26 protein-coding genes are annotated in these 25,591 nt (G+C 44.7%); 8 read left to right on the top strand and 18 right to left on the bottom strand.

Going from position 1 to position 25,591, the window contains the following annotated elements; translation table 11 throughout:
• The first annotated feature begins 113 nt into the window (after positions 1-113).
• Genes GB992_RS09405 through GB992_RS09395 form a run of 3 tightly spaced genes read left to right on the top strand, consistent with a single transcriptional unit; the run spans position 114 to position 2,925 of the window.
• A complete protein-coding gene (locus tag GB992_RS09405) occupies positions 114-1,985 on the top strand; it encodes an FAD/NAD(P)-binding protein (RefSeq protein ID WP_161002219.1) in 1,872 nt (623 codons plus the stop codon).
• Positions 1,986-2,013: 28 nt separating this feature from the next.
• Positions 2,014-2,670 (top strand): NAD(P)H-hydrate epimerase, encoded by a 657-nt coding sequence (locus GB992_RS09400; protein WP_161002218.1) that lies wholly within the window; start codon positions 2,014-2,016, stop codon positions 2,668-2,670.
• 3 nt (positions 2,671-2,673) lie between these two features.
• Positions 2,674-2,925, top strand: coding sequence for a YdeI/OmpD-associated family protein (locus tag GB992_RS09395; protein ID WP_161002217.1), 252 nt, complete (start codon positions 2,674-2,676; stop codon positions 2,923-2,925).
• A gap of 61 nt (positions 2,926-2,986) precedes the next feature.
• On the opposite strand, the gene GB992_RS09390 is transcribed toward GB992_RS09395, so the two are convergent.
• Together GB992_RS09390 and GB992_RS09385 are read right to left on the bottom strand one after the other, a co-directional pair.
• Complete coding sequence (locus GB992_RS09390) at positions 2,987-5,521, bottom strand: M1 family metallopeptidase (protein WP_161002216.1); 2,535 nt, start codon at positions 5,519-5,521, stop codon at positions 2,987-2,989.
• Positions 5,522-5,593: 72 nt separating this feature from the next.
• Positions 5,594-5,929 carry a hypothetical protein gene (locus GB992_RS09385; RefSeq protein ID WP_161002215.1) on the bottom strand — a complete coding sequence of 112 codons (336 nt, stop codon included), beginning with the start codon at positions 5,927-5,929 and terminating at the stop codon, positions 5,594-5,596.
• A gap of 507 nt (positions 5,930-6,436) precedes the next feature.
• Here GB992_RS09385 and gap point away from each other — a divergent pair.
• The gene (gene gap, locus GB992_RS09380; protein WP_161002214.1) at positions 6,437-7,444 is read left to right on the top strand and encodes a type I glyceraldehyde-3-phosphate dehydrogenase; all 1,008 of its coding nucleotides are present in this window, start codon (positions 6,437-6,439) and stop codon (positions 7,442-7,444) included.
• Positions 7,445-7,536: 92 nt separating this feature from the next.
• Here gap and GB992_RS09375 read toward each other — a convergent pair whose 3' ends face one another.
• The 3 genes from GB992_RS09375 to GB992_RS09365 all read right to left on the bottom strand — a co-directional run bounded on the left by GB992_RS09375 (position 7,537) and on the right by GB992_RS09365 (position 10,178).
• Entirely contained in the window at positions 7,537-7,719 is a 183-nt protein-coding gene (locus GB992_RS09375; RefSeq protein WP_161002213.1) for a hypothetical protein, read from the bottom strand.
• A complete protein-coding gene (locus tag GB992_RS09370) occupies positions 7,709-8,284 on the bottom strand; it encodes a zeta toxin family protein (RefSeq protein WP_347877385.1) in 576 nt (191 codons plus the stop codon). Before GB992_RS09370 ends, GB992_RS09375 begins: the two co-directional genes overlap by 11 nt.
• Before the next feature lie 466 nt (positions 8,285-8,750).
• Positions 8,751-10,178 carry a C69 family dipeptidase gene (locus tag GB992_RS09365; RefSeq protein ID WP_161002211.1) on the bottom strand — a complete coding sequence of 476 codons (1,428 nt, stop codon included), beginning with the start codon at positions 10,176-10,178 and terminating at the stop codon, positions 8,751-8,753.
• Between the two features lie 165 nt (positions 10,179-10,343).
• Here GB992_RS09365 and GB992_RS09360 point away from each other — a divergent pair, with 165 nt between their 5' ends.
• Positions 10,344-10,973 (top strand): HAD family hydrolase, encoded by a 630-nt coding sequence (locus GB992_RS09360; RefSeq protein WP_161002210.1) that lies wholly within the window; start codon positions 10,344-10,346, stop codon positions 10,971-10,973.
• 141 nt (positions 10,974-11,114) lie between these two features.
• Here GB992_RS09360 and GB992_RS09355 read toward each other — a convergent pair whose 3' ends face one another.
• The 7 genes from GB992_RS09355 to GB992_RS09325 form a co-directional block, all read right to left on the bottom strand.
• Complete coding sequence (locus tag GB992_RS09355) at positions 11,115-11,636, bottom strand: GNAT family N-acetyltransferase (protein WP_161002209.1); 522 nt, start codon at positions 11,634-11,636, stop codon at positions 11,115-11,117.
• A 92-nt stretch (positions 11,637-11,728) separates the two neighbouring features.
• Positions 11,729-12,508 (bottom strand): antiholin-like protein LrgB, encoded by a 780-nt coding sequence (lrgB, locus tag GB992_RS09350; RefSeq protein ID WP_161002208.1) that lies wholly within the window; start codon positions 12,506-12,508, stop codon positions 11,729-11,731.
• 9 nt (positions 12,509-12,517) lie between these two features.
• On the bottom strand, positions 12,518-12,973 hold the full coding sequence (locus GB992_RS09345) for a CidA/LrgA family protein (protein WP_161002207.1): 456 nt from the start codon (positions 12,971-12,973) through the stop codon (positions 12,518-12,520).
• A gap of 246 nt (positions 12,974-13,219) precedes the next feature.
• Positions 13,220-13,999: an antiholin-like protein LrgB gene (gene lrgB / locus GB992_RS09340; RefSeq protein ID WP_017260748.1), complete on the bottom strand. Its 780-nt coding sequence runs from the start codon at positions 13,997-13,999 to the stop codon at positions 13,220-13,222.
• Between the two features lie 15 nt (positions 14,000-14,014).
• The gene (locus GB992_RS09335; RefSeq protein ID WP_161002206.1) at positions 14,015-14,470 is read right to left on the bottom strand and encodes a CidA/LrgA family protein; all 456 of its coding nucleotides are present in this window, start codon (positions 14,468-14,470) and stop codon (positions 14,015-14,017) included.
• Between the two features lie 587 nt (positions 14,471-15,057).
• Positions 15,058-15,792, bottom strand: coding sequence for a LytTR family transcriptional regulator DNA-binding domain-containing protein (locus GB992_RS09330; RefSeq protein WP_161002205.1), 735 nt, complete (start codon positions 15,790-15,792; stop codon positions 15,058-15,060).
• Entirely contained in the window at positions 15,773-17,530 is a 1,758-nt protein-coding gene (locus tag GB992_RS09325; protein WP_161002204.1) for a sensor histidine kinase, read from the bottom strand. Before GB992_RS09325 ends, GB992_RS09330 begins: the two co-directional genes overlap by 20 nt.
• A gap of 162 nt (positions 17,531-17,692) precedes the next feature.
• Between GB992_RS09325 and GB992_RS09320 the strand changes: the two genes are divergently transcribed.
• Positions 17,693-18,415 (top strand): demethylmenaquinone methyltransferase, encoded by a 723-nt coding sequence (locus GB992_RS09320; RefSeq protein ID WP_161002203.1) that lies wholly within the window; start codon positions 17,693-17,695, stop codon positions 18,413-18,415.
• A gap of 65 nt (positions 18,416-18,480) precedes the next feature.
• Positions 18,481-18,849 (top strand): hypothetical protein, encoded by a 369-nt coding sequence (locus GB992_RS09315; RefSeq protein ID WP_178941868.1) that lies wholly within the window; start codon positions 18,481-18,483, stop codon positions 18,847-18,849.
• Between the two features lie 617 nt (positions 18,850-19,466).
• Here GB992_RS09315 and GB992_RS09310 read toward each other — a convergent pair.
• A complete protein-coding gene (locus GB992_RS09310; protein WP_161002201.1) occupies positions 19,467-20,342 on the bottom strand; it encodes an alpha/beta hydrolase in 876 nt (291 codons plus the stop codon).
• Positions 20,343-20,609: 267 nt separating this feature from the next.
• Here GB992_RS09310 and GB992_RS09305 point away from each other — a divergent pair, with 267 nt between their 5' ends.
• Positions 20,610-21,290 carry an SDR family oxidoreductase gene (locus GB992_RS09305; RefSeq protein ID WP_161002200.1) on the top strand — a complete coding sequence of 227 codons (681 nt, stop codon included), beginning with the start codon at positions 20,610-20,612 and terminating at the stop codon, positions 21,288-21,290.
• 63 nt (positions 21,291-21,353) lie between these two features.
• Here GB992_RS09305 and GB992_RS09300 read toward each other — a convergent pair whose 3' ends face one another.
• The 5 genes from GB992_RS09300 to GB992_RS09280 all read right to left on the bottom strand — a co-directional run bounded on the left by GB992_RS09300 (position 21,354) and on the right by GB992_RS09280 (position 25,491).
• Complete coding sequence (locus tag GB992_RS09300; RefSeq protein ID WP_161002199.1) at positions 21,354-21,782, bottom strand: hypothetical protein; 429 nt, start codon at positions 21,780-21,782, stop codon at positions 21,354-21,356.
• 24 nt (positions 21,783-21,806) lie between these two features.
• On the bottom strand, positions 21,807-22,643 hold the full coding sequence (locus GB992_RS09295; protein WP_161002198.1) for a ribonuclease H family protein: 837 nt from the start codon (positions 22,641-22,643) through the stop codon (positions 21,807-21,809).
• A gap of 7 nt (positions 22,644-22,650) precedes the next feature.
• A complete protein-coding gene (mutY, locus tag GB992_RS09290) occupies positions 22,651-23,775 on the bottom strand; it encodes an A/G-specific adenine glycosylase (RefSeq protein ID WP_161002197.1) in 1,125 nt (374 codons plus the stop codon).
• A 66-nt stretch (positions 23,776-23,841) separates the two neighbouring features.
• A complete protein-coding gene (locus GB992_RS09285; protein WP_161002196.1) occupies positions 23,842-24,672 on the bottom strand; it encodes a hypothetical protein in 831 nt (276 codons plus the stop codon).
• Between the two features lie 381 nt (positions 24,673-25,053).
• Positions 25,054-25,491 carry an adenine nucleotide alpha hydrolase family protein gene (locus GB992_RS09280; RefSeq protein WP_161002195.1) on the bottom strand — a complete coding sequence of 146 codons (438 nt, stop codon included), beginning with the start codon at positions 25,489-25,491 and terminating at the stop codon, positions 25,054-25,056.
• Positions 25,492-25,591: the final 100 nt, after the last annotated feature.

The following is a 25,591-nucleotide window of genomic DNA, read 5'->3' as shown; positions in this document are numbered from 1 at the left end:
CTACATCCCAATTGATACAAAAGTTTGAAATCGCTCTAATGATAAATCCATGCACTTTCACCCACGAAGAAATATACTAATGGCAGTTACTTTATTGTGTTGGAGGCAGAACTATGGACATTGACTTAATTGGGGCTGGACCCCGCGGACTGGTAGCCGCTGAACGCTTAATTGAATGGCAGCGTCAAACAAAACAGTATGACCACCTGAACTTAACGTTTATCGATCCATATGGTATCGGCGGCCGCGTGTGGCCTGTTGGTCAACCCCACGAATTGCTTATGAACACGAACCCAGATTACATCACATTATTCACTGACGAGAGTGTCCAAATGGAAGGGCCCATCGTTAAAGGACCAAACTTATATGAATGGGCACATAAACAAGCACCAGCTTTTCTGTTTGGACACCAATTACCCAACCGAGCTGACTTACTCAATGAAGCGGCAGCATTAGTGCACAACGGCTACGCATCCCGTAGCCTCTTTGGTGCTTATCAACGCTGGTTCTATAACTATTTACAACAACGTTTGCCTGACTCAGTTTCACTGACTCTTAAAAAAGAGCAAGTGGTGTCAATTCGTCATATTGACGCAACGCATCGCTACCTGTTAAAGACGGCATCGGATCGTTTCCAAACGGACGCTGTCATCATGGCTCTGGGTCATTACGAGGATGAACTTACTGATGAACAACAGGCACTGTTAAACTTTGCCGACGAAAACGACTTGCACTACACAGCACCGACACAGCCACAAGAATACAATTTCACTGATTTAAAAGCTGGCGAAAATGTTATTTTGCGCGGGTTAGGACTAAGTTTCTTTGATGCCGTAACAATGCTCACGCAAGGTCTTGGCGGTCATTTCAATCAAGCTCAAGATGGCGAACTCACTTACCACCCATCTGGCATCGAACCTCACATTATTGCCGGTTCACGCCGCGGCTTTCCACTGAGAGCTAAGGGACGTAATGAAAAAGGCTATGGTGAGCTGGATCGACCACATTTTTTAACTCCTGATTGGTTTTCACACTATCAAACGACCGGATCCTTAATTGGCTCTCGCTTTATCGAACAATTTCACCACGAGGCGGAATACGTTTATTATCAACGTTTGCTCGCTTTGAAGTATCCACAGGTGGATGCTGATGAGTTCTTGCGTGAATTTGTGGCCGCTAAGGAACCATCAGCGATTGTGTTCCGCTCTCCCATTGTTGAAAGCGACTATCTCAATTGGAATCAACTGTTAAATCCAGCTGAGTTTGTCGCTAACAGTGACAAGCCGGAAACCATGGCCGACTATTTACAGACGGACGTTGAAGCGGCGTTGCTAGGCACCAAAACAGGTCCACTCACTTCCGCGCTGGAAATGTTTCGTGATCTGCGAGATGTGGTTCGTAAAGTCGTTGATAACCAGCTGTTGCGACCAGAAGATTACCGCAACACATTCCTCGGTCAATTTAACAATGAAAATTCGTATCTATCTGTTGGGCCACCTGAAACTCGCATTGCAGAACTGCGAGCGTTGATTCAATCCGGTATTGTGACACTTCTCGGACCCAGCATGATGGCTGAAGCAGATGCACAAACCCATCAGTTTGCCACATGGTCAAAGGTGAAACCTGAGGAACGCTACGAAGCCAGTTGGCTGGTTGAGGCCCGGCTACCTGCAGTGTCCGCCAGCCATACACTGAACCCACTAATCCAAAATCTGATCAAAGAAGGACTGGGCCGACCAGAACGCGTTACTATGGAAGATGGAAGCACCTTTGAACCTGGTGGCATTGATGTCGACATGAGTCGTAATGAACTCATTGATAGTAATGGCCAGCATCGAACAGGTCTTTACTTTTGGGGCGTCCCGACAGAAGGCAGGCACTGGTTTACAACAGCCAGCCCACGGCCAGGGGTGAACGACAATCTCCTGCGAACTGCCGACGCCACCGTCGCTGACCTATTCCACACCTTCACGAGCGTTCAATAATTCTTTGATTAAGGAAGCGTATCTCATTATGGCAACAACGTACATTACGGCAGCACAATCACAGGCATTTGACGCTTACACGATGAATCAAATTGGTGTCCCTTCAATGGTTCTGATGGAACGGGCGGCGCTTGCCGTCGCCCATCAAATCGTAAACAGTACCAGTTTTGATCTAAAAAGTGTGTTAGTGGTTGCTGGCACCGGTAACAACGGCGGTGATGGCGTAGCCGTTGCCAGATTGCTGCACCTAAATCACATCCCAGTGACGATTTGGTTGCTCGGTAATCGTGACCATGCTTCTGAACAGACGCAACAACAACTGACCATTGCTGATCACTACAACATCCCCGTTGTCACCGATCAACCCGACATGGCAAATTACACAACAATCGTAGATGCCATCTTTGGCGTCGGTCTCTCACGTGACGTTACTGGTAAGTTTGCTGACGTGGTCGACGCTATTAACGGCGCCAAAGCTAACGTCATGGCGGTTGACATGCCCACTGGCCTCGGTACAGACAACGGCCAAGTAATGGGCACCGTTGTTGAAGCCACAGAAACAGTGACGATGAGTTATAACAAACTTGGTTTGGCAACCGATAATGGCCGTCGTTTTGGCGGTATTGTGACAGTTGCTGATATTGGTATCTACGACCCAGCAACACTGACTGAAAGGAAGTCTTGAATCATGGCAGAAAAGAATAAAACGCTAGATGATTTTGAAACGAACGTTCCTGAAGTAGCAAATTTGTTAGCAAATGACCGAGAGATGCAAACCTTCTTTAGAAAATTGACACCAGGTTATCAACGCGAATGGGCGCGCTACATTTTCGATGTTAAATCGGAAGCAACAAAAGAAGCCCACATCGCCACCATGAAAACAGTGTTCAAAGCTGGTTATAAATCCAAACGTGCATACGATCAACGTGAGACTGAATAAAAAAAGGGCTGCCCAGAGTTATGAGACTCTGAGCAGCCTTTTAATTCAAAAACTTTTAAATTTACTTTGCAGCTTCCGCAACTGCAGCATTAACTTTGGCTTGTTCAGCTTCAATCAGTGCAACCCGACTTTCGATAACCTTAGTATCCATTTGGATTTCACGGGTTAAACCAGGTGTGTTGAGTTTTGGTTCGAAGAATGCTTTGAATTCGGCCAAGCGTTCTGGTGTCTTGAAGACATCAGCAGTCCGTGTGATAAACGTTGCAAATTCCATATCGCCACCAACAGTCTTTTCAAGCCATGACCATTCGTCACGAATCCAGTCCCACGCAGCTTGCTGACCATCTTTGTTCAACAATAGTTCATAGTACCAACCGCGAAGGTCTTGTGGCTTAATGACATCAGCATTTTCAAACTGTGCAATGGTCTTCTTCACCAAAGCAGCGTCTTTAGTTGCTGTGATTCCTTCTAACAGAGACGTCTTGTAGCTGGCGTCAGAAGTCTTCTGATAAGCCGTTAAGAATTTGTTGAAAAGTTCCTCACTACCAAACTCACGCATTTCATTGATCAAAATGTATGGACGTAAAGTTGCGTTCAACGTTTCCAACTTGTCCGCGTTAGCTTGGTATAAGTCGTGAGCAGCCGCAATTGAATCAGCGTTCTTAGCAAACATTGAGGCACCCAAAACAATTGGCCGTGTCATCTGGTCATCATTGGACTCACCAGCCTTGGCTTCCCAACCCAAACGAGCAACCTGCTTTGAACTCAGTTTGCCATACAATTGACGCAATTGCGTTTCTTCTGGTGTGTCAGGCAACGTAAATTTACGTAAGTTGCCTGCAACCGTGTATAAAGCAGTGTTGACGATTGTTGATTTACTGTCAGCAAACTGTGTCAGCAATGGCACGATTGCTGCATATGACAGTTGTCGACCATCGGCCAACATCCGCATGTCTTGCAACAATTGCAACTCATCAATACTGTCTAACTCATCTTTATGAGCTAAAATATCCTGCATCAAGGTGTCATCGTATTCCACAATGAAGTGAGAGTTATTGCCAACGTTCAAACGGAATGGTTTTCCGTTTGATTGACGTAAAGCATCGTAATCGCCTAAGACAACCTGCTTATCTTTCATGATGGTTGGTGTTTCTCTGAAATTACCGTTCAACGGAATCTGCCATTCACGACCGGCATCCTTACCATCACCAACAAAGAATTGTTTCTGAGACAATGTCAGTTTGCCATCAACCACAGCGGCGTTAACCACTGGGTAACCTGGCTGTTCCAACCATGAGTTCATGATTGCGCCAACATCCATGCCAGAGGCCTCACCCAAGGCTGACCATAAGTCAGCACCAGTAGCGTTGCTGTAATGATGTGCAGCGAAGTAAGCCTTTAGGCCAGCACGTAACTTGTCATCACCGAGCAGTGCCCGCACCATAACCAACATCCGTGCACCCTTGGCATAAACGATATCTGCGTCAAACAATGAATCGATTTCGGCCGGATTGTTAACCTGCACGTGAACAGGCTGAACACCATCCGTCGCATCACGACCTAAAGCACCAGGAACATCGGATGTTTGGAACATTTCCCAAACGTGCCAATCTGGTTCTAAGGCATCAACGGCCACATATTCCATCATGTTGGCAAAACTTTCGTTCAACCATAGGTCATCCCACCACTTCATGGTTACGAGATCACCGAACCATTGATGGGCCAGCTCATGCGCAACAACAGTCGCAACCAGTTGCTTCATCCGTAATGAGGTGTTATCTGGATCCAATACTAGGTAGGCTTCACGGTATGTAACTAAGCCCCAGTTTTCCATCGCACCGGCCGAGAAATCAGGCAATGCCAATTGCCATGAATGTGGCAGTGGATATGGTGTTTGGTAGAAGTCTTCGTAGAATTCAATTGAGCGTTTGGCAATGTCCAACGCAAAGTCCAGTTCGTTAGCCTTGTGGGCCTTGGTTGCGAACACACCGACCTTCACGCCACTCTTCGTGGTTGTTTGCTTGCTTTGCAAATCACCAAAAGCAAAGGCAATCAGATACGTCGACATCCGAACAGTCGTGTCGAAGTAGTGCACACCATTTTCAGTACGTACTTCTGGCATATTAGCCAGCACTGTTTCACCAGGCTGTTCGTCAAACTTCAATGCTAAGTCAAAGGTAGCCTTGGCTTCTGGTTCATCGACAGATGGGAAAGCCTGACGAGCAAACGTTGTTTCAAACTGAGTTCCGATGATTTGCTTCTTTTCACCGTTTAACTCGTAGTATGACGGGTAAATGCCCATCATGCTGTCAGTTAGTGGTGCCGAGTACTCAATTGCAACCGTTACTTCACCAGTCTTAGATAACGTAATGTTGATTGCTTCGGCGTCATCATCAGTAGTAAATGGAACGTCTTGTCCATCTGCTTTTACACTGGCAATGGTCATGCCCTTTTGATTAACTTGAATGTCCGTGGTCTTGGCATCCCCGGTAATGGTAGATGTCCCACTGATTTTCTTTGTATCACGTTCAACATCAATAAATAAGTTGTAGTGACTTGGTTGGAATTTCTGATAAAGTCGTGTTATTTCGGCCATAATTTCCCCTCGATTACATTAGAATACTCTAATTATACGCCATTCCATTTATCTTTTGTGGTTCAACTAGGATTACCGCTGCGCAATAATTTTGTTGGCTTCGTTTTCCAAACGGAATAAAGTGCCTTCTGGACTTTGCCGATAATCATTAGCAAATGTGGCGCTCATCGGCTTCACACGGCCAACCCGTTTGCCCATAATATCTTCAATGACAAGATCTTCGCCATCCCAGAGCACGTCATCGTAGTGCCCATCAAGCAAATAGTCGGCCCAATACTGCAACGTGTCATGAACGGCATCTTTCATTACTTCCTCTTCAGTCACAACATCAGCACCATGGCGTGTTTCGTTTAATTCTTGCACCTTTAAAACGACCTCATGCATGTTTTCTGGTATTTCTTGACTCATTTTTTCACCTCATTGATCAATCTACATAGTAAAAATAATAATAAACCCAAACGTGCATGTGTGACCGCTACGTAGTGGAAATTCGTAACAGCCAACGTCATTTTTAATTATACCGTTTACCATGACTTTCGCATAAAGGTTTGCACCGCAATGTTGGATGATTGAGGACGCTTACGGTTGCCAAAATTGAATACTACCGTGGAACTGGTTCGAGTCTTCTGAAAACCGAAGTCTTTCACCACGGCTTACATTTCATTTTGACGCCTTTCAGCTCACACAAAATCAACCCCAAACATTCATTGTATTTAATCCAAGTTATGCACTGCTGAGTGCCACGACTTTAATATAAATACTGTAATGAAATCAAACTAACGAATTTATCGGTAGAGAATATGACGACGCATACCCACAAAGTACAAAAAACAGCGTAATCCTCGAAAATTTGTTAACCTTGCGTCGTAGTGAAAAAGATTTACTAACATGTGCTTAGCTTAGGAGGTTACACTTATGGCAAATATTGGTATTAACGGTTTTGGACGCATTGGTCGGGACTCCTTCCGGCGGATGTTGGCGCTTAACGATCCTGATTTAAATGTGGTCGCCATTAATGATTTGACGAGTCCAGCAATGCTGGCATACCTACTTAAATACGATTCAACCTTTGGTATTTTTGATGCCGACGTTAGCTCCACCGATGATTCATTAGTTGTTAACGGCAAGAAGATTCGGGTTTACGCTGAACGCAATGCCACGCAAATTCCTTGGGTTGCAAACGATGGTGTCGATATCGTCCTTGAATGTACAGGCTTCTATACATCGAAGGATAAGTCGCAAGCACATTTAGATGCCGGTGCCAAGAAAGTAGTCATTTCTGCACCAGCTGGACCAATCAAAACCCTTGTTGAAGGGGTTAACGACGACTTGGTTGCTCATGATGACCAAATCGTGTCTGTCGGTTCTTGTACCACTAACGCCTTGGCACCAATGGCTTACTTCCTGAACAAAGAATTTGGCCTGGAAGTTGGGACAATCACCGCAATTCACGCCTTCACCAGCTCACAGAATCTGCTAGACGGTCCTAAGGGCAAAAACTTCCGACCAAACCGGACTGCATCATCGAACACCATTCCTCATTCAACTGGTGCTGCGAGTGCAATTGGCCTAGTTATTCCTGAACTTGAAGGTCGGCTAAATGGTCACGCTCAACGGGTTGCTGTCATTGACGGCTCTGTTTGTGAACTCGTTTCTGTTTTGGATAAAAAGGTAACCGTTGATGAAGTTAATGCAGCCATCAAACCTTACACAGAAAACAACCCCGCGTTTGGTTGGAACGAAGATGAAATCGTTTCTAGCGATATCATCGGTGACACCCACGGTGCGGTCTTTGACCCAACACAGACCGAAGTTACTTCAAATGGTGACTTCCAAGTTGTTAAGACGCACACTTGGTTCGACAATGAATTCGGTTTTGTCTGCAACATGATTCGAATTCTGAAAAAAGAAGCTGTGGCATAAATAACATTCATTAGTAAAAAGAAGGAGACAGGCCTTGTGCGATCATCAGCTTGTTTCCTTCTTTTTTTTAGAGCCACATTAATTAATAACAACTAGGCTTCTTTTTCATTTTTGTTTGGATAAAGCACGTCTAAAATTTTTCTGCTACGTTCTCTTGCACCGGCCTGAATGTACGCCTCTTTCTCTTCATCAGTAGCATTATCTTCAAATTCATCCGAATTGTTATGATACTTTTCAACTAGTTCACGCATAAACTTCTGATCTTTAGTTTCCATTGACTATTGCCTCCAGCCTGTCTCTCGAAATATCATTTGGCAAGTGTTCTATCACAGCTTCCACGCCACGATAAATATGTTGTTGATGTCCCAAACCTGCGTACATCTCTATTTCTATTCGATCTCCATATTTCTCCAAAATCTGAGAGATATTTTGTGGAATATTGAGGAAACCACTAATAAATGCCGCTTGGGGAACTTGGCGACCTGTTTTTATAGCCCGTTGAACAACAAACCGCCAATCAATTTCAGGTTCAAGGTAAGTATAGACTATCCTAACAGAATAATCATGATTCAACGCACGCTTAATATTACTAGCTGAGCTTTGGGAGTTGAATGTACCTTCAAGAATAAACGACTGATTTTCATTCAAGGCCCTTCTAAACGCCCTGTCAACTAACTTCGTCGCACCTTTCTGATAGTCAGCCGCATTAGCACCATTATATTTCGGAAAAAACTTTCTAAAATCGTCGGCATCTATGTGCACAAAATCCTGCATTACTGGACCATAAATACTATCAATCACTTCTGACTTTCCAGATCCTGGCGCTCCAGCCGTCAATATTGCCCACTTGTTTTTCTTCTACCTAACACCTGAAAATATCGGATTTAGGAACTCATCCTCGTGCGCACTCGCATATTCCCGCCAATGTTGCTTTAGTTCATCCTCGCTCATAAAACGAATATCCTTCTCCCCAGCCATCGTTCCGCATCCTCCTGCAACCTTCATCACACAGCAACCAACATTTCAACCAACCAGAGTTCGACCAGTTCCACGTCCTCCATGCAACTAACATAGCAAACTGAATTCCAGAAGTAAATTAGGGACACCTAGAAATAAAAAATGGATATTTTCGACTAATAATAAACGTTTTATACACAAATTTTGTAATACTGACCATTTTTGATCGATCTCCACAAAGTCTTGTCCCTATAAGCAACAGTCATTTTATGTGATCGCTGGTTCAAACAAAATGACCCACATGCTAGCAAACGCCAGTATGTGGGTCATTTTAAATCTATTCACAATTCTACAAGTTAATGTCAAAATCAAATGTCAGTTTGGAACGGTTGAGTCCTTCAGTGACAAAGTGACCGATGATGGCCATCGTCTTGTCACGCATGACATCAACGATGTGGTGGTTTTGCTCTGTCAGATAGGCTGTCAAAGCATCGCCAGTCAAGCCCTTAGCCTGTGCTTCTTTGTCAATCCCGTCGATCAAGCGACGTAACTCTTCATGGCAGTCTTTAAGATAGTCAACATCGTCTTGAACAAAGTGACTGTAGTGACTTTCTGTCAGCATGGAAACTGTCCGGTACATCCAATAAGCATCCTTGACGTTGTAAGTCATGGATGTGTTGCTATAACTAGGGTCCGTATCCGTTGCATTGGCATAGAATGGCAAATATGGCGTAAAGGCAGGAATACCGATACAAATCCACATAACGGCAGACAATGCTTCTGGCACATCGTTACGGATTTGCAAAACGTGACTTTGCTGTGTCCGGTTCAATGAAATTGCCCGGTAACGTAGTTTGTCTTCATCAGAACCATGACCGAGTGGATCATACTTCGTTTCGTTGTAGTGTGAGCCTTCGATATACTCAATATCTTCAACACTGATCAACCGATTGGCATGATTGATGAATGGCAAATCACTGGATTCTGGATCCTGTTCGATTTCTGGGTTGAGGTAGCGTTGTGCAAACCAAACCCGTGGTGTGTTGTAGTAACGGTCCTTTTCGGTGTCCGTTCCAAAAATGTGACGGAAGTTCCAACCGGTCTTATCAGGGTTCAAGTGATGTTCGTCGACAAACTCGCGAATACCGTCAGACCACATAAAGTTGTCTGGGTCATCGAAATCAATTTGTTCCTGACCTACCTGGTTAGCAGCAACAACGTAAGCATCATCAGGAATTCGTGATGCAACCCAGTGATGACCAGTAACGATTTCCATGTACCAAATATCGTTTTTATCAGCGAAGATAACCCCGTTACCTTCTGGTGAGCCGTACTTGGCAACCAACTTGCCTAAATACTCAACCCCTTCTTTAGCGGAGTTGATAAATGGCAGGACCATTGTTTGCATAGTATCTTCGGCCATGCCATCAGGCAATAATGGGTCATAAGCTAAAACTTTTTCGTTGGCGTAAACACTTTCAGTAGCGGACATGGCAACATTCTTCTCATTGAAGCCACTTTCGTCATAGATACCTTCGCTTTGAACGTCCACGTTTGGTGTTGCTTGATAACGATAACCACTTTCTGGTAGTGGTGCCTTAAAACCATTCTGAGTAGATGCTAATTCCTCATGGCGCCCATTAGCAGCTGGTTTCATTTCAAACTTTTGTGGTGTGATTGGCAAGAATGTGTCGTCGTTACGTGCTACCATTACGGAGCCATCAACGGACGCCTTTTTCCCAACTAAAACGGTCGTACAAGCTTTATCCCATTTCATGTGTTTACTCAATCCTTCCAGTACATTTTTAATTACTTAACTGCCATTTTAACTCACCCAGTCAGGTTTTCACAACAGTGGACGGGACTAGAAAATGCTGTCAAAAACATCAGTCTGCTATAATGATGGTAAATTCCGTTTATATTCTGGTATGGAGGATTATTTATGCAAAACTTTGTGTTTGATGTGGATGGTACACTGATTGATTCCGAGAAAATGTACATGTTGTCCATGCAGCGTGCACTAGCCGCCAGCGGCCGCCAATTCGACTATGACCAACTCTCTCCAACGTTTGGCACAACTGGCAAAATTGCCTTACAAGAAATTGGCATTCCTGATAACGAAATCGATGGACTACTTGATACGTGGCAAACGTACACAAAGGATACATATGATACCATGCGTGTCTACCCAGGAATTACGTCCGCGCTTGCACAATTACATGAAAATCCGCGTCTAAAGACCGCTATCGTGACATCTAAGGCCGCACCAGAGTATCAACGCGACCTTGTCGAAAACTTTCCGCTAGATCAATACATGGATGATCACGTTACTGCTGACGAAGTGGAACGCGGTAAACCGGCGCCAGACTCCTTGTTTGCCATCATTCACAAAATGAAACTCGACCCGACACAAACTATTTATGTCGGCGATACCATTTACGATCTACAAGCAGCCCACGCCGCTGGCCTAGCATTTGCCTTAGCTACTTGGGGCGGCCCCAAGGATCAAAAACTCATTCGCGACAGTGAAGAGGTGCTAGATAAGCCACATGATTTACTTAATTTAATTTAGATATGAGATCAGTACCGTTCAATCTTGGCATTCAGGAAATGGACGGTATTATTATTTTTAAGCCAAAAATAAAAGGAAAGAACCAAGACAAGTGAAAAATCACATTGCTTTGGTTCTTTCCTTTTTCGAAGCAGAAGTCAATCAGTCCAAGCCCAACACGCGCATGTTAAACGTCAGGACTTGTGTTTCAAAATCGCAACCGTTAGCTACGTACGTCCCCGACTTCAACAACTCGCCACCATGAGACTGGTAAAATCCGAGCGCCGGAACGTTGCTGCTGAGACAATCAATGGTAAACGGTAGCAAACGTTCATTTAGCAGTTCCGCCCGTTTGCTATAAAACAATCGCGTCCCGATACCATGATGCTCTAATTTAGGATCGACATATAAGCCGTAAATTTCGCCTGGATAATCTGTCATCTCCGGATGCGAACGTTGCGGTCCACCAGTAATGAAGCCTAACAAACGCCCGCTGTGCTCATCAATGGCAACTAACGTGCGGTCTGACTGATAAATCTTTTCCCACAGAGCCAAACGGTCCGGATATGAATGCTGATCGATCACTTTGCGTGGCAACAAACCTGAGTATGTTTGTTGCCAACTGTCAACGTGAATCCTGGCAATTACCGGAACATCGCTGACCCGCGCTAACCGAATTTCCACGTTGCGTCGCCCCCTCAAGTATTACTTACACTTCAAGTATCGAACGCAATGTGTAAAACCGTCAATTGAAAACCATTATAAACAGGAAACTTTTACCTTAATCCAACCAATGTTGCAAAAATTGGCACTACTAAATCGACCACAATTCCGATAATAACCACCGCAATGGCCCCCATCGAACCTTCGATGGTGCCTAACTCCAAAGCAAACGCCGAGCCAATGGTGTGTCCAGAAGTTCCTAATCCCAAACCAGTACCGATTGGATCAGACTTCAAACGGAAAATTTTAACGAGCCAGTTGCCCAGTGCGTAAATAATCACAGCATTTAAAATACATGCCATCGCTGTAACCGCCGCGTTACCGCCAATAGCTGTCGAAATTGGTAACGCAATCGCGGTCGTTGCAGCTTGTGGCAACATGGATGCCAGGCCAACTTTGCTGAGACCAAATCCTTTGGCAACTAAGAAAATCAACGATAATGCAATGAAGACACCAACAATCAATGACAACAAAATTTCGAGCCAGAACTTTTTCACGATGTCGTTACGTTTGTATAAAGGAATCGCAAAGGCAATCGTCGCTGGATTCAAGAACCAGAAAATGATATCACCGCCGGGTTTGTAAGCCTGCGTATAAAAAGCAGCGGTGTCCATCCCTAACCACTTTGCAAGAATTGCTAACGCTAAGATCTCCATTACCATACCAACAAATAATGGTTGAAATAAAAAGAAGCCCTTTGAAATTTTAAATAACCACTGACCCAATAAATAAACGGCAATTGATAATACGATACCAAAGAACGGCGTCACAAAATAAGCGAGTGGCCCCTTAATGACTGGTGCAGCAGCGGCCAAAATGAATGTATTTGCCATGTTTGCCACCTACCCTTCATCCTTGTTATCCCCATCAACCTGCGCATCCTTATGCAAAACGTGCACGCGGAGCCAAATAAAGAAGCGGGTACAATAGGCGACAGAAACCAATAAAATCACAGTTGAGATAATGATAACTAAGATTAACTTCCAGCCTTCGTTTTCCAAAATATTGAGCGTTCCTGCCAACTGGATACCGGAAGGCACAAACAGAAATCCAATAATACTAATTAAGAAAGCGCCTAAATCCTCAACCCACTCTACCTTAATAATGTGCAACGTTAACGCTAAATACATAAGGACTAATCCCACAACCGGTGTCGGTAACGGGAATTTAGGAAATGTCTTGTTACCCCACTCGGAAATAAGCCACGATATAAACAGAATTGTCGCGTAGATCCCAATTTGAATCAAAATTGGTGCACGGTTCGATGTCTTCTGTGGATGTTTACCCTGTGTTGCCATCTTTAATCGCCTCCAAAAAGGTCTGCCTATGCTTGTGAATAAAACTCTTCATCAGCAAAATTATAACGAATTATTTATGCTATGAACACCAATATCATAGCGATTGTAACCGTTTTCTTAGAGGACGACAGAATCGTTAAGTTTGTTCACAAAGTAAGTCTTTTTGGTAGTAATGTTGCCATTTTGGCGCGCAAAAAAAACGCCGCCAACACATCCGTTTGGTGACGTTTATAAAATCATTTTAAATTAACCGAGACCAACTAAGGCAGCGAAGATTGGCACAACGATATCGATAACGATACTGATGATAACCACTGCAATAGCAGCCATAGAACCTTGAGCGGATCCTAACTGTAAAGCAAATGCTGAACCAACCGTGTGTCCAGAAGTTCCTAAGCCAAGCCCCGTCCCAATTGGATCTGAGTTCAAACGGAAGACTTTAACAAGCCAGCCACCCAATGCGTAAATGATAACCGCATTCAGGATACATGCCATCGCTGTTACAGCAGCGTTACCACCGACAGCTGTTGAAATTGGCAATGCAATCGCAGTCGTTGCAGCTTGTGGCAGCATAGATGCAATACCAACGTTGCTGAGACCGAACAGTTTGGAAATACCGAAGATAACAAACAGTGAGACGAACGCCCCGACGATTAGTGATAATAGAATTTCCAACCAGAACTTTTTGACAATATCGTTACGTTTGTACAATGGAACGGCAAACGCAATCGTTGCTGGGTTCAAGAACCAGAAGATAATGTCACCGCCGGGTTTGTAAGCCGTGGTGTAGAACTTAGCTGTGTCCATGCCCAACATTTTGGCCATGATAACCAACACGATGATCCCAAGGACCATCCCAACAAATAATGGCTGAAATAAGAAGAACCCGTTAAATTTCTTGAATAACCATTGGCCCAATAAATAAACAGCGATGGACAAGAAGATTCCGAAGAATGGTGTCGCAAAGTAAGCCAGTGGTCCTTTAATGACCGGTGCCGCAGCAGCCGCTAAAATTGAAACAGACATAAAGCAATCCTCCTTTTACTTTTGATCATCCTGATTAACAGTTGCATCGCCATGGAACCAGTGAACCCGGATCCAGATAAAGAGTCGCGCAGTGTAAGCCACAACAACCAGCAATACGATAGTGGATAGAATAATAACAATAACTAACTTCCAGCCTTCATTTTGCAGGATGCCAAGCGTGCCTGCCAATTGAATACCAGAAGGAACAAAAAGAAAACCAATGAGACTGATCATAAAGCTACCGAAAGAATCAACCCACTCCACTTTAATAAGTTTGAACGTCAATGCTAAGTAGAGTAGTACCAGCCCAATAACTGGCGTTGGTAGTGGGAACTTTGGAAAAGTCTTTGCAACAAACTCAGAAATGAGCCAGGAAATAAATAGTACCGTGGCATAAATACCGATTTGAACCAGAATGGGCGCATCTTTTTTAGTTGATGTCGCCGTCTTAGATTTATTATTTTCTGCCATGACAAACGTCCTTTCCATTATTGTGAATAGTGTCACCAGTGACGGCAAAGTTTGTCGTACCAGCGCTTTCTAACAGTTAAAGTGTAGTCGCCAATTCACAAAAAAACGTGATTCACTTGTCAAACGCACATTTTGCCAGCTGAAATACCCTGCTCGGGAAGTGATTTACTGCGACATATTTGTTAGCTAACTTCACTAAGTTCATGATTGTTCAATCCATGCTCTGTTCACGCTCACACACCTGTTTTTGGTAAACAAAAAAGCACTCGTCTAGTTGCGAATGCTTTGAAAATAACAGATTTTGCCACCATCTTACTATTAGACATTAAAAGATATGCATATGAAGCTAACTACTATATAGCATAGCTGGAGGGCGTCAACATTGATACCGAGCCGTGAAGGTAACGTTAATTCGGTGATTTCCCGAATTTAGGTTACGGACGGTCGTAAAGACTCGCGGTCTTCACGAGGCTTTATGACGAGGTGAAAGACTCCGAACTTGGGAGGCTCGAACCGGTCCCACGGCGAGTGTGTCAATGTTGACAACCGCAAGCGGCATCTACCACCAATATTCGTGGCGGATATACTTACATATTCAATCGATCTTTCATCGACTTAACAAAGGAACGGCTGACCGGCACCTTGTCACCATTGGTCAACTTAATTTGATAGGTATGGTTAAACCACGGTTCGACCTCGGAAATGGCGGTGATATTAACGACGATACTGCGATGTACCTGCATAAACTGATCCTCCGACAGTCGTGTCATCAACCAGCTTAACGTCTGATGGGTGTGGAAGCGACCGTCCTTGGTCGTCAATATTAACTCTCCGTTTTCAACGAAACCAGCGAGAATGTCACCCTGCTTAAGAACACGTGTCTTCTCGTTTTCGGTTATTGAAATCATCCCCAGTGGCTTACGTGGCTTGGTTTTGACAACCGGATTGGCCTCTTCCCGAAGTTGAAGCACCTCGTCAACTCTTGATAACGCCTGATTGATTCGTTGCTGCTCAAATGGTTTAAGTACGTAATCGACCGCATTAATGTTAAATGCGCGAACCGCATAATCATCATAGGCCGTGGCTACAACCACTAACGGTGGATTCGCTAACTGATCAAGTTTGTCCGCCAAATCAAAACCGTTTTCGTTATTCAAAGAAATGTCGAGAAAAACGAGGTCACTGGGGGTAGTTAATAATTGGGCCAACGCTTGACTGATCGATTCCGCTTGAGACACCTGGTCAACCAGTGGATTCTGCTTAAGCAAGTATTCTAGCTCGTTACGTGCGAGCGGTTCATCATCAACGATTAAGACTTTCATGAATTGCCTCCTGCTTATTTGGAATTGTTAAACTTACTGTCGTGCCAGTTGAAGCTGTTTCAAAATGAAGCTGACTGTTTGGACCATAAAGTCCCACCAGCCGCGCATTCAAGTTTTCCAACGCTGTACCACTACCATTCGTAGAAGTTACCACTTGATGACCAAGTTGCGGTAAAACATCTTGGTCAATCCCGAAACCATTATCGCTGACACTAATCTCAGTCGCATAGCGCTGGGCTTCAACTTTTACCCACACGCGATTACCATATCGTCGATCATCAAACGCATGGCGAATCGCATTTTCAACCAACACTTGAATGGTAAATGGTGGAATCAACACGTTATCATCCGATGGCGTATCAAACGTAATGTCGTATTTATCTGGGAATCGCGTTTGTTCCAGCGATAGGTAGGCATCAACATGTTCGCGTTCCTGACGCAATGGTATTTCTGTTTGCCGGACACCTTGTAAGTTTGTTCGGAAGTACGTGGATAATTGCAGCAACAGAGTGCGCGCCTTGTCAGCGTCTGTTCGCATCAACGCAGATATCGTATTGATCGCATTGAAGAAAAAGTGAGGATTTACTTGAGCTTGTAAGGACTTAATCTCAGCATCCTTGACGAGCTTAGATTGTTCTTCAGCGGCCCCTAATGCTAATTGGCTTGAAAAGATTGAGGCTAGCCCCGTTGCCAACTGTTCCTCAACCGGCGTTAAATCTTTCGGATTGGTAAAGTACATCTTCAGCGTACCTACAACGTGGTTTTGGACGACCAGTGGAATCACCACTGCGGCCGCCAACGGACATCCTGAATGCGGACAGCCAATTTCGGCCTTAGAATGAGCAATTCGCATCTGGCCGGTCGCAATGACCCGTTTGGACAAGTCTGTCTTGATTTCTTTTTCTGGAATATGGTGGTCACTCCCCGGCCCCACATGAGCCAAAACGTCCGTCGTATCCGTAATGCCGATTGCGTCAAAGTTTGTATAATTACGAATGATGGTCGCAACCTGTTGGGCGTTGGCCTCGGTTAAACCGGAACTAAAAAATGGCAATGTCCGGTCTGCCAGCTCCAACACATCGTGCGTTTGCACAGCCCGTAACTGCTCTTCTTGCCTAATGTAAGCTGAAATGACTGACATAAAGATGGCCGTTCCGGCACTATTTAAAATCATCATGGGGAAAAAGATGAGTTTTACCAAACTGAATCCAGAAGCGCTGAAAATGAAGATAAACAACATCTGGACTGATTCCATCATCAATCCAATCAGTGCTGACGTCGTCATGCTTGGATATCGATTCTCGTTGAGATAACGTTTGCCAATCATCCCAGAAAGAAAACCAACGATAATTGAACTGAAAATATAGAATAAATCGGAGCCATTTCCCTGAATCACACGATGGACACCGGCAATTAAACCAACCACTGTTCCGACCAGCGGTCCACCAACTAAGCCGGACACCGTAATCGCTAAGGTTCTCGTGTTAGCGATTGAATCAGTAGCTGGTAGACCAGTTAGCCATGTTGTTGATACCAACGTGTTGTGGGAAGTAATTTCAACCCCCGTTAAGTTTGAGATAATCGCAAAAACAGCGAAAATGAGAATCAACATTCCCTTCGCCGTCCATGTATCATCAGCCTTGACTAATTGTCTGAAATAACTGACATTTACCAAAAGAAAGGCGAGGATAATGATCAGTCCAACCCGCTGCATCAGTAACAAAAATAGCGTTAACATGCTTTCTCCTTGTCTTTTAAACCTTTAACATTATCGTTACTCGTTTGTGCCCCATTGAATTATACCCGCGCGAAAACTTGTGAAACAGAGGCAACTTTAAAAACGTTTGTGTGTCGGGCTTAAAGAGCATATATTAAAACTATTAGATTGGTGGTGAGCAAATTGACTCAAAGTACTCCAAAAAATCCGGCAAGTGTGCAGGCTCTTTTCACTCGCATAGCACCGGATTATGACCGCATGAACAACATTATTTCGCTTGGTTTACAACACAGATGGCGACGATATGCTATGCGTCAGGCCCACTTTTTGCCTGGCGACACGGTCCTCGACTTGTGCTGTGGGACAGGCGATTGGACAGTTGCGCTGGCCAACAGTATTGGCCGTAACGGTCAAGTTATCGGGGTGGACTTCAGTCAGGCAATGGTTAAGCTAGCTCAACAAAAAATTGCTGACAATAATTTGACGAATGAAGCGACCATTTCTTTTGGTGACGCGCTTCACTTGCCCTTTCCCGATGACAGTTTTGACCTGATTACAATCGGTTTTGGCATGCGCAATCTAGCAGACTTAAACGCCGGTTTAACAGAAATGCTACGCGTCTTGCGTCCTGGTGGCCAGCTTGTGTGCTTGGAAAGTTCTCAATTAACCGCGCCAATTATCAAACCCGTTTGGCAATGGTATTTCGGTACCGTCATGCCGTGGTTAGGAGCCGTATTTGCCCATGCTCATGATGATTATGATTATCTTCAGCGGACTACCCAGGCGTTTGCAAATTATCAAACGTTGGCCGAAGCGTTCACAACAGCCGGTTTTGAAGACGTTCATTACCGTCGCTTTACGTTTGGTGCGGCAGCTTGTCATACAGGAATTAAACCGGCACAGTAGCCGTTTACTAATGTTAGAAATTTCGTTAAACTGGAGCCATTGTATTAACAGAAAGGATGGCGCTCGTGTCAGAAGATCGGTATTATCAGCCAAAAGATAGCAAGGATGCAATGCGGTACATTGAACGATTATTTAATCGCTATAAGGATGCCCCAATTACGCAGGAACTTGTTGATTATAATCACAACCTAACCGCTGCCTTACGCAGTGACATTGCCCAAGCAGCCTTGACTGAAAATGCGCCACAACGTCATGACGCGGCTATCAACATGGCCGATGAAATGGACAAGTGGGCCCGCACGCGAGCAGCTGGGCAGCCATTTCACGGACAGCTGAAACACTTCAAGTTTGTCGGTGAAGCGTCAACGCCACGGTTTAAGGCACACACAGTTAAAAACCATCAACGCGGCAACTTACGCGCGTCACGGCATTAACCCATTCACATAAAAAATCCTGTCGATTAGTTCTCACTAATTAACAGGATTTTTTGATTACAAATATTTGTGAAAATGATTGCGATTTCGCCCGCTTTCAGTTGTCCGTTTTTGAACCCTGCTGTGGGGACCGGATTAAGCCTGAAAATCACAGTCTTATTCCTCGACTTCAAGCCGTACAACCCACGTCTTGAAGCTCGTCCCGTGCTGTAAATTCGGCAAAAACAACCGAATTAACACCACTGACACAGCAGGATTCAACACTACCAACCTACAGCTTCTTAACCATTTCCTTTCAGCGTCATCAAGCAAGATTCTAAACGAAGCAGGGAATCGGTGAATCACAGTCAATTGACTATATAATTTAGACGGACCATAGCCAAAAGCAACAATGCATCATCGTCTAAACCAAGGAAGAGATACTTAAAACTTCTATGTGAGCCGAAGGGCGGCAGCATTGATACCGAGCCGTGAAGGTAACGTTAATTCGGTGGTTTTCCCGAATTTAGGTTACGGACGGTCCGTTGAGACTCGGCACTCCACGAGGCTTGAACCGGTCCCACGGCGAGTGTGTCAATGCTGCCAACCGGAGGCGCAAGACAAGAACCAACTAAAGATTAAGGTTTACTACCTGGTTTGCCAAAGAGCAAGTTGGTGACTAGCTTGTAGCTACGGATTGTGGTGTGAATCTGATGGTGGTTGGTGTTTTTCATCAGAATTTCGTGATACTGCGGCACAATATCATGAACTAAATAACGTAAGGCCTGCGCCTGCACAATGGGTACGGAATTGTCTGTATCTTCGCCGTTAGCAGACCCGTAGACGTTAAAGATTTGTGCCTGACTATTAGCCCACAAATTGTTGCGGGCTGCGATCAACTGACGATAACTGTGTGATGAACGTTTAGGCTTTCCGCTAGGTAATACATCTTTAGGCCGATCAATACTTTCATCGACCGGTGCACTCAACAATACCATTTTATGCAACTTTGGCAGTCGCTCATCGTTGCCATAACGGATCAACTGAGTGACCATCGCGCTGCCGCCCCACGAATGGCCAACGGCATTGTATTCGTTAACGTGGTAACGACGTTTGAGCAACATCAGAATCTGATTGAGCCACTTTGCCTGTGGCTGATAACTATTCCCTAGATTGCGGTCAAACGTAACTTGAATGAGCGGATTAATATCCGTTTTTTTAAGACGACCAATCACGTGAATGCGACCAAAAAAGTCGACATTGATTCGCATCACTTTGCCTGCAGTACGTTCGCCCTGCATGTAACCAATCATAGCGTTAAACGAGTTAGCCGAAGTGGCCCAGCCAGGCATGAAGATGGTCGGCGTGTGCGTTTGGATAACACTTTTATTAACCTGGCTGCTCTTCAATGGTTCGGCAGTCACGCCAATGCTGGTTACCTTATGGAACAACACAAAACTTGCGCCCAACATTAAAACGAGCGCACTGGTAATTGTCCAAATCCGTCGATGCACGTGCAAACCTCCCCATCGCTGACGTTTCCCACTCAGCTGTTTATTTCTAATTAACTTTAACGCTTTCGAATCTTTGTGACCAGTCGCAACGCGTGACTTAACGGCAAATTAAGTTTGCCACGATGAGAATAATCAGCTCGTTTACAAACCGTTAGCTAATAATTATTCTGTTTTGTCGAAATAACGAGCATTATTTTCTGAGTTTTTCTGATCAATCATCTATACTGTTGCCAAACATATATTGAAAGTGAATTGGAGGGGATTATTATGACACAACCCGTTGTTGCAATCGTCGGTGTTGGTAAAACTGGATTAGCCCAGGCTCAGGCCGCACTTTTTGGCCGTCAAGGCTTCCAAATTGCTTTACTATCCCGCGATGAAAATGTCTTAAAACAAACTGCTGACGATCTCCAACACCAGCAAATCAACGCCACTATTTTTCCAGTTGATCTAACAAAGGCTGCCACTATTGATGAAGCCTTCGATCAGGTCAAACAGTTGGGTCAACTAACGGCCGTCATCTTTAACGCCACGTTCCGTCCTGGCGTCAAACCTCGTGCACTCACGGCCGAGACGGCCGAAACTGGCATGCTGATTGGGGCCGTTGCGCCGGTAGCAGTAGCTCACGCAGCCATTCCGGCCCTACTCGAAAGTTCACAACCAACGGCCTTGCTGTTCACTAACAGCATCGCGGCCACCAAACCATCAACAGGTGCGCCTCTGCAAAGCATGGAAAAAGCGGCAATGAAGAATTTCGTTCTTGCCCTCAATCAAGATCTGGAAAAAACTAACATCTTTGCCGGACAGGTCACAATCAACACGTACATCCGTGACGGGCACCGTGAAAATCAGGACCCGGTTAACATTGCGAAGGCTTACTACAAGCTATTTACAGAACGTGAGCCCGTTGACTTGGCCTATCACGACCTCATTAAAGAGGACGATTAATTTGTACAGTCATACGAAAATGGTTCAAACGCAGATTATTGTGTTTGAACCATTTTCGTTTATTTAAGATTTTTGGCACTTAACAAATACAAGCCGAATCAACAACCAAACGTCGATGACAGCTGCAAAAATATAAACTAGACCATATAACATAAATGTCAACAGCGCTGAGCCGCCGTTTGGCGAACCATGTGAAGCCCACGCACTGTTGTATTCCGTTTGCGCAAAAGATTCGCCGTTTTCATCATAGGCACGACGGATAAATGTTCGATTATCAACAGTTTTGCCCTGCCGTCGCAGTTGGCGCCAACGACTAACACTCGTGCGAGCAAACGGATAAAGCAGAAGCCAATTTACAAGATTGCCATAATCAAACGCCGTAAGTGTGTAAAATAAGCCACCAGCTGGTTTCAAATGCGCTACCAGGGTAAAAAAAGCAAAGAAGATCAATCCCAATGTGTAGGAAATTACGAGTTGTAGCCACCTATTCATACCCGTCACCCGTCTCTAAAAGTCTTAAAATAAATTCATTTGTTCCGAATCAGCTGACGCATCATTATCGGCGTCATCAGTAGCCACCGCTTGATCCGCAATTGCCGCTAACGGGTTCACTTCGGACCGTTTGCCGATCGGATTTTCCTCACTCATGGCATCCATTGTTTGATTCAACAGTTCATCCACAAACACGTTACCAGAATTGTCGGCGTGACCCTTCGTCCACTCAAAGCGTAAATGTGGAAAGGCTGTCAACTGGTCGCTCATTGCCTGCCACAGCTCTTTGTTTGCTAGTGGCGCACCGTTACTGCGTGCCCACCCCCGTCGCTTCCAGCCGGCTAGCCAACGTTTGGTAATCGCATCTAGGACATATTTTGAATCCAGTACAGCCAAAATTGGTTCTTTGTTCAAACCCGACTGTTGTAAAGCCTGTAGCGCCCGCAACAAGCCAGTGATTTCCATTTTATTGTTGGTTGCGCCAAATTCACCCAGTGAATCGTAATATTGCTGGCCGTCTTTTTTTATCAGGTAAGCCCAGGCCGCCTTGTCGCCCTGACGCACATGACCACCAGCCACATTACCCGTGTTCCGAGAACCACCGTCAGAATACATGACGATTTTTTCTGTTACCGGTTGACTGGTTGTCGTGTGCTGCCGTGAAGCTGTTGCTAGCGGTTTACGGCCAGACGCGGTGTACTGCCCGCCAGCGTCCAACCATTGCTGAGCAGTATCGCGTGTTGGAAAACTCTTGTATCGTGCTCCAGCCATCCCGTCAACCTGTTGTTTGGCCGCCGCCCAAGTTGTGAAGATGCCTGTTTTGCGACCATGAGCGACCGCATAAAACTTTTTTCCTGCCATAATAACCTCACTTTTTTGATGCAGCTTGCCAACGTCGCCACAGCTTTTGTTGGACAACTGGCATCGGATATTGATCAAACGCCGATTCAGCTACAATTTCACCCGCAAACAAACTGATGTCTGGGACTGTCGATAACTCGGCAGAAACTAGTCGAATTTGCCACTTTAAATGAGTGAATGTGTGTGTCACAGCGCGGCCACCAATCAAGGCCAAGGAAACCGGAATTTCCGTTTCCGTTTCGAATGCTTGCTCAGCACGTGACACGATATCGACGTCCATCAAGTCTGTTTCCTGCTCATCATCCTTCAACAAATCGCTTACCTTAACCAATGGAAAGGTCCATAAGTTGGCCAGTAATCCCGTCGATGGTCGTTTCGTCATTAAATATCCGGCCGGTGTATGGATGACTAGCGCAACATAATCGACTGGAACTGGTCGCGGCTTGGCCGTTTTAACCGGATAATCAAGTACATGGCCGGTTTCGTATGAACGGTCAAACATCTTTACTGGTGAATGCTCAACATCCGGATTTTTCACTGTCATGTAGCTACTGCCCAAGTCCATAATGGCTTGATTAAAATCCCCGGGCCGCTGTGGATCAATAATTCGATCAATCGTCTCGGCAAACAGCTGGCGAGTTGCCGGTTTGGTAATATCAGCGTCAATCATCAGCAATCGGCCAAATACCCGAAAGGCATTCCCATCGACTGCTGCCACCGGTTCGCCAAACGCAATGCTGGCAATCGCACCCGCCGTGTATGGGCCAATGCCAGTCAGTTCCTGCAAACCCGCAGCCGTTGTCGGCCATTCACCATGCCGGTCGTTGACGATTTCCCGTGCCGCTCGTTGCAGATTGCGGGCTCTTGAATAGTAGCCGAGGCCCTCCCACGCTTTCAACAATTGTTCTGGTTTAGCCGCTGCCAAATCATTAATTGTGGGAAACATGCTCATAAAGCGTTCGTAGTAAGGAATAACCGTATTCACCTGCGTTTGTTGCAACATGATTTCCGATACCCACACGTGATACGGATCATGATCGTGACGCCATGGTAAATCCCGTTTATTTTCGTCATACCACGTTAATAAAGTTTTTCGAAACGCTGCAATCGTTTCTTTTGACCACTGTTCCATTGCTGCGCTCCCATCCGTTTGTTAGTGCTGTTATCTTAGCATATTTAAGCTAACTGATGTGCATTCCTAATCGCCATTATCATTCGAATCCACGTTATCAGAATCGACACTGACACTATTATTGCTATCTTGAGAACTACTGTCATCTTCACTCGATTGAGAATCTGAAGTATCATCGTTTGAGTCACTATCATCGTTGCTTTGTGAATCATCACTCACTGAATCTGACGAGTCATCATCGGTCGAATCTGTATCACTTTGATTGTCGCTATTCGCTTGATCATCGTTTGAAACATCAATGCCAAAATAAGCGAACATATTATCATAGCCAGAAAGCTGCTGAGTACTTAGAATATGCCCGCTTTTAGCATCGACGACCAGTTTTTCAAACGGTTCGGACATTGCACCGGACCCTTCGATAATCGTGACAGTTCTATTGGAATTTTTGGTCAGCACAAAGCCGCCGTCTCCTATGCCACTTTTATTATTTTCTGAAATGTAAATACTGTTTCCTGGCAACTTGCTGATTGGACACGACGATGAATCAACGGCTTGGCCCAGATCAATTCGCTCTAGTCCAATATGTTCGCTCCCCTCCGGCGTGGCACTATCAACCTTTTGCAAAAACGATGAAGCTGTCGCAAATGTCCATGGTGCCTGAATAAATGCGTCAGTTTGGTCATTGTCATTCGCCGATTCACCGTTTTGATTTGAATCTTGACTAGCATCACTAGTTGATGAATCAGCATGAGAACTCACATTTGTTTTGGAATGTTTGACAACCCTCTCGCTTTTATTAGTCGCAGCTCCAGAATTCTGTTCATTGCTTGAATTACCACAGGCAGTCAGCATAAGTAACGAAGCTGTTGATACCAGCAGAACAACAGTTTTTTTCATACCTAAATATCTCCCCTGAATATGTATTTTCCCTTAACTCTCCATATAAAATTATAAGTCAAACGTTTGAAAACAAACGGTTTAGTTTTAGAACTGTTAATATCATCTTTGCCAGACTTCCGAATGGTATTAGTAGTGTAGCAAGACAGGGACATAGTTCTGTGATAGCAATTCTTAGCGGCGTTTTATGGCCGCTTAGTATTGCAGGACGACTTCAGAGACGATTTGTGGCTCTGAATCGAGGTAGAAGACCGCAAAGCGGGCTGAGACCGGTCCCACAGATCGGCCGTCCCTGTCTCGCGGAACGGTCAAGATTTTTCGTTTCTCAAGGCACTAAAAAAGACGCTCAAATTTAGAAGCGTCTTTTAAATAATTATCATATTAAAGAACAACAGTTGCCACTTCTAATTCGTCGTTAGCTTGATTTACCGCCCGCCGAATTTGAGTGTGATCATGATGATCCGAACCCATCACCAATACATCAAACGAAAAATCAGTGCAGTACACTTCTTCCGTTAACCGAGCCAGGTTGCTGCCTCGCTTGATGGAAACTTTCACGCTCCTGACACCCATCGCCTTAGCAACATCACTTAAATCTGTTGCAAACTTATCAGCCTGATCATGTTGTTTGCGAATATAACTTGGGTTCAATGCATTAAAAACACTTAAATTATCATCATCTATCCATACAATAATGTTGAGACTGGCGTTATCATGAACTGCCGTCTGCAAAGCATAATCAAACGCGTCAATATTTTCTGTGGCCGCGTTTACCACAACAGAAACCATATCAAAACGAGTTGCTTCTGCTAAATCCATAAGGTAGATTGCAAATTTAATCCGAATTTTTGGACAAATTTGTCAGCATGATCTGATAAGGTGTTTGCCAGTCAAGTATTTTAAGTGGTCTCTGATTAAT

Origin of the sequence: Furfurilactobacillus milii, assembly GCF_009863985.1 — a bacterium.
GTDB classification, from domain to species: Bacteria; Bacillota; Bacilli; order Lactobacillales; family Lactobacillaceae; genus Furfurilactobacillus; species Furfurilactobacillus milii_A.
Note: the sequence above shows the minus strand (reverse complement) of the source record. Positions and strands in the feature narration are given on the sequence as shown.

What these genes read in the sequence shown, in the direction of transcription:
- GB992_RS09285 (WP_161002196.1), bottom strand. Translation starts at nt 24,672, where the DNA reads ATGAAAAAAACTGTTGTTCTGCTGGTATCAACAGCTTCGTTACTTATG.
- GB992_RS09390 (WP_161002216.1), bottom strand. Translation starts at nt 5,521, where the DNA reads ATGGCCGAAATAACACGACTTTATCAGAAATTCCAACCAAGTCACTAC.
- GB992_RS09330 (WP_161002205.1), bottom strand. Translation starts at nt 15,792, where the DNA reads ATGAAAGTCTTAATCGTTGATGATGAACCGCTCGCACGTAACGAGCTA.
- GB992_RS09395 (WP_161002217.1), top strand. Translation starts at nt 2,674, where the DNA reads ATGGCAGAAAAGAATAAAACGCTAGATGATTTTGAAACGAACGTTCCT.
- GB992_RS09365 (WP_161002211.1), bottom strand. Translation starts at nt 10,178, where the DNA reads ATGAAATGGGATAAAGCTTGTACGACCGTTTTAGTTGGGAAAAAGGCG.
- GB992_RS09405 (WP_161002219.1), top strand. Translation starts at nt 114, where the DNA reads ATGGACATTGACTTAATTGGGGCTGGACCCCGCGGACTGGTAGCCGCT.
- GB992_RS09345 (WP_161002207.1), bottom strand. Translation starts at nt 12,973, where the DNA reads ATGGCAACACAGGGTAAACATCCACAGAAGACATCGAACCGTGCACCA.
- GB992_RS09280 (WP_161002195.1), bottom strand. Translation starts at nt 25,491, where the DNA reads ATGGATTTAGCAGAAGCAACTCGTTTTGATATGGTTTCTGTTGTGGTA.
- lrgB (WP_161002208.1), bottom strand. Translation starts at nt 12,508, where the DNA reads ATGGCAAATACATTCATTTTGGCCGCTGCTGCACCAGTCATTAAGGGG.
- GB992_RS09335 (WP_161002206.1), bottom strand. Translation starts at nt 14,470, where the DNA reads ATGGCAGAAAATAATAAATCTAAGACGGCGACATCAACTAAAAAAGAT.
- GB992_RS09385 (WP_161002215.1), bottom strand. Translation starts at nt 5,929, where the DNA reads ATGAGTCAAGAAATACCAGAAAACATGCATGAGGTCGTTTTAAAGGTG.
- GB992_RS09400 (WP_161002218.1), top strand. Translation starts at nt 2,014, where the DNA reads ATGGCAACAACGTACATTACGGCAGCACAATCACAGGCATTTGACGCT.
- GB992_RS09325 (WP_161002204.1), bottom strand. Translation starts at nt 17,530, where the DNA reads ATGTTAACGCTATTTTTGTTACTGATGCAGCGGGTTGGACTGATCATT.
- lrgB (WP_017260748.1), bottom strand. Translation starts at nt 13,999, where the DNA reads ATGTCTGTTTCAATTTTAGCGGCTGCTGCGGCACCGGTCATTAAAGGA.
- mutY (WP_161002197.1), bottom strand. Translation starts at nt 23,775, where the DNA reads ATGGAACAGTGGTCAAAAGAAACGATTGCAGCGTTTCGAAAAACTTTA.
- gap (WP_161002214.1), top strand. Translation starts at nt 6,437, where the DNA reads ATGGCAAATATTGGTATTAACGGTTTTGGACGCATTGGTCGGGACTCC.
- GB992_RS09300 (WP_161002199.1), bottom strand. Translation starts at nt 21,782, where the DNA reads ATGAATAGGTGGCTACAACTCGTAATTTCCTACACATTGGGATTGATC.
- GB992_RS09305 (WP_161002200.1), top strand. Translation starts at nt 20,610, where the DNA reads ATGACACAACCCGTTGTTGCAATCGTCGGTGTTGGTAAAACTGGATTA.
- GB992_RS09360 (WP_161002210.1), top strand. Translation starts at nt 10,344, where the DNA reads ATGCAAAACTTTGTGTTTGATGTGGATGGTACACTGATTGATTCCGAG.
- GB992_RS09295 (WP_161002198.1), bottom strand. Translation starts at nt 22,643, where the DNA reads ATGGCAGGAAAAAAGTTTTATGCGGTCGCTCATGGTCGCAAAACAGGC.
- GB992_RS09375 (WP_161002213.1), bottom strand. Translation starts at nt 7,719, where the DNA reads ATGGAAACTAAAGATCAGAAGTTTATGCGTGAACTAGTTGAAAAGTAT.